General features: G+C 70.5%; 3 protein-coding genes. 1 reads left to right on the plus strand and 2 read right to left on the minus strand.

Going from position 1 to position 3,365, the window contains the following annotated elements; translation table 11 throughout:
- Window positions 1-2,266, minus strand: a 2,266-nt coding sequence (locus tag AC1DY2_RS17455) for a polyribonucleotide nucleotidyltransferase (protein WP_476763565.1), incomplete at its 3' end; no start/stop codon positions are given.
- 346 nt (window positions 2,267-2,612) lie between these two features.
- Between AC1DY2_RS17455 and AC1DY2_RS17460 the strand changes: the two genes are divergently transcribed.
- Complete coding sequence (locus AC1DY2_RS17460) at window positions 2,613-2,804, plus strand: DUF5302 domain-containing protein (RefSeq protein ID WP_159606259.1); 192 nt, start codon at window positions 2,613-2,615, stop codon at window positions 2,802-2,804.
- Between the two features lie 29 nt (window positions 2,805-2,833).
- On the opposite strand, the gene AC1DY2_RS17465 is transcribed toward AC1DY2_RS17460, so the two are convergent.
- A partial coding sequence (locus AC1DY2_RS17465; protein WP_476763566.1) for an SGNH/GDSL hydrolase family protein occupies window positions 2,834-3,365 on the minus strand: 532 nt, incomplete at its 5' end.

Raw genomic sequence — 3,365 nt, forward strand, 5'->3', positions numbered from 1 at the left:
CTGCGGGTGCGTCGGTGTGCGCGCCGGTCGCGTCGCGACCGTCGGTGTCGGCGTCCTCGGCCAGCACCGGGGCGAGCGAGAGCTTGCCGCGGTCGTCGATCTTCGTGATCTCGACGAGGATCTTCTGGCCGACGCCGAGCACGTCCTCGACGTTCTCGACGCGCTTGCCACCGGCGAGCTTGCGCACCTCGGAGATGTGCAGCAGGCCGTCCTTGCCGGGCAGCAGCGAGATGAACGCGCCGAAGGCGGCGATCTTCACGACCGTGCCCAGGAACTGCTCGCCGACCTCGGGGTTGGTCGGGTTGGCGATCGCGTTGACCTGGGCGCGGGCGGCCTCGGCCGAGGGGCCGTCGGTCGCGCCGATGTAGACGGTGCCGTCTTCCTCGATGGAGATGTCGGCGCCGGTCTCGTCCTGGATCGCGTTGATCGTCTTGCCCTTCGGGCCGATCAGCTCACCGATCTTGTCGACGGGGATCTGCACCGAGATCACGCGGGGCGCGGTCGGGGCCATCTCGTCGGGGCCGTCGATCGCCGCGTTGAGCACGGCGAGGATGGTCGTGCGAGCATCCTTCGCCTGCGTCAGCGCGCCGGCGAGCACCGACGCGGGGATGCCGTCGAGCTTCGTGTCGAGCTGGATCGCCGTGACGAACTCCGACGTGCCGGCGACCTTGAAGTCCATGTCCCCGAGCGCGTCCTCGGCACCGAGGATGTCGGTGAGCGCCGCGTAGCGGGTCTCACCGTTCACCGTGTCGGAGATGAGGCCCATCGCGATGCCCGCGACGGGTGCACGCAGCGGCACGCCCGCGTTGAGCAGCGAGAGCGTCGACGCGCAGACGGAGCCCATCGACGTCGAGCCGTTGGAGCCGAGCGCCTCGGACACCTGGCGGATGGCGTAGGGGAACTCCTCGCGCGTGGGCAGCACCGGCACGAGGGCGCGCTCGGCGAGTGCGCCGTGCCCGATCTCGCGACGCTTCGGCGACCCGACCCGACCGGTCTCACCGGTCGAGTAGGGCGGGAAGTTGTAGTTGTGCATGTAGCGCTTCTTGGTGACCGGGCTCAGCGAGTCGATCTGCTGCTCGAGCTTCAGCATGTTCAGCGTGGTGACGCCCAGGATCTGGGTCTCACCGCGCTGGAAGATGGCCGAGCCGTGCACGCGGGGCACGACCTGCACCTCGGCGTCGAGCGGACGGATGTCGGCGAGGCCGCGACCGTCGATGCGCACGCCCTCCTCGAGGACGCGCGAGCGCACCACGAGCTTCGTGACCGACTTGTAGGCGGCGGAGACCTCGGCGTTGGCCGACTCGGGCAGCTCGCCGCTCTCGACCTTGGCCGCGATCTCGGCCTTGACCCGCGACTTCAGCGCGTCGTCGGCGTCCTGGCGCTCGGTCTTGCCGGCGATCTGGTAGATGCCCTTGAGCTCCTCGTAGGCGGAGGCGGCCACGGCGTCGTACGTCGACTGCTGGTAGGGCGGGAACGTCGGGTAGTCGGCGGTGGGCTTGGCGGCGGTCTTCGCGACCGACTGCTGCGCCTCGACGAGCTGCTTGATGAACGGCTTCGACGCCTCGATGCCCTGCGCGATGACCGTCTCGTCGGGCTTGACCCCGCCGGCCTTGATGAGGTTCCACGCGTTGTCGGTGGCCTCGGCCTCGATCATCATGATCGCGACATCCTGCGAGCCGTCGGCCTCGGTGACCACGCGACCGGCGACGACCATGCTGAACACGGCCTCCTCGATCTGCGAGTACTTCGGGAACGCGACCCACTGGCCGTCGATGAGGGCGACGCGCACGCCGCCGACCGGGCCCGAGAAGGGCAGGCCGGAGAGCTGCGTGGAGAGCGACGCGGCGTTGATCGCGAGCACGTCGTAGTACTCGTCGGGCTCGATGGCGAGCACGGTGACGACGACCTGCACCTCGTTGCGGAGGCCCTCGACGAACGAGGGGCGCAGGGGGCGGTCGATGAGGCGGCAGGTGAGGATCGCCTCGGTCGAGGGGCGGCCCTCGCGACGGAAGAACGAGCCGGGGATGCGGCCGGCGGCGTACATGCGCTCTTCGACGTCGATCGTGAGCGGGAAGAAGTCGAAGTGCTCCTTCGGCTGCTTGGAGACCGAGGTCGCCGAGAGCAGCATGGTCTCCTCGTCGATGTAGGCGACGGCAGAGCCCTGGGCCTGCTGGGCGAGACGGCCGGTCTCGAAGCGGATGGTGCGGGTGCCGAACCTGCCATTGTCGATGACGGCTTCGGCGAACGTGATCTCAGGACCTTCCAAGAGGTCTTCTCCTTTGTTTTACGTCGCTCCCCGTGTGGGCGCGACTCATACTCAGGAGCAGGAACAGGCATTACGAAACGCATCAGCCGATGCGCTCACGCTGGCCACCAGTAGAAGTCCACCACCCGCCGCCTGCGCTCCGCGCGACGCCGTTGGTGATCCACCACAGGGGACCAGCTTCCTGCCGGCCTGCTCCAGTGTGCTCGGCAGCCCATCGGGCCGCCGGTTCCAGCCTAGCAGAGCGGGGCTTTTCGGCCGATCGGCGGCGGATGTCGCGCGCTCGCGCCGCGACCCGGCGCGGTCGCGCGCGTCGTCGGCCCGCGGCATCCGTGCCAGACTCGAAGGCATGACGTCCGACGAGCAGAGCACCCCCGGCCCCTCAGAGGAGACGAAGCGCAAGTTCCGCGAGGCCCTCGACCGCAAGAACAAGGCCTCGAAGCAGCGTGAGGGCGAGTCGCACCTCGACGGCGGCGGCGGCGCGCAGCACACCCAGGGGCCGGCCGACCACAAGCGCGAGTTCCGCCGCAAGTCGGGCTGATCCCCGGCGCGTGCCGGAGCGACGGACGGTCAACGGCTCCCGGTCCGCGGCGCCGTCGACACCGGCACGAGCACCGGCCGCTTCGGATCGCGGCCGTCGCCCGCAGCGCGCCCTCGCAGCCGCCTGAGCACCCAGGGCGCCGCATGCCGGGCGAGCCACTCGGCATCGCCCACCGGCCTGGCGACCACCCCGTCGTCGTCGTGGACGGCGCGCTCGAGCGCGCCGAGCTCCGTCGCATCGGGCACCCCGAGCACGTGCGCAGCGGCGTACGCGAGCGCACGGTGCCCGCTGGAGTCGAGGTGCACGCGATCGGCCGCCCAACTGCGGCGGTGCACCACCTCGCCACACGATCGCGCGTCGAGCAGCATCGCGCCGTGCTCGTCGGCGATCACGCGAAGGCGGTCGGCGAAGTCCGCGAACCGCGCCTCGAAGAGCCGCGACGCCGGTCGCATCGGCATGAACGGCGTCACCAGCAGCACGTCGGCGCCGCTCGCCCGCACGGCGCCCACCGCGTCGGAGAGCCCGGCGGCGAGGCCCGCGACATCCGGCCGGACCCCGACC

This window comes from Agromyces sp. P1_H4, assembly GCF_056405255.1.

Coding starts and splice junctions, on each gene's coding strand:
- AC1DY2_RS17460 (WP_159606259.1), top strand. CDS start 2,613: ATGACGTCCGACGAGCAGAGCACCCCCGGCCCCTCAGAGGAGACGAAG.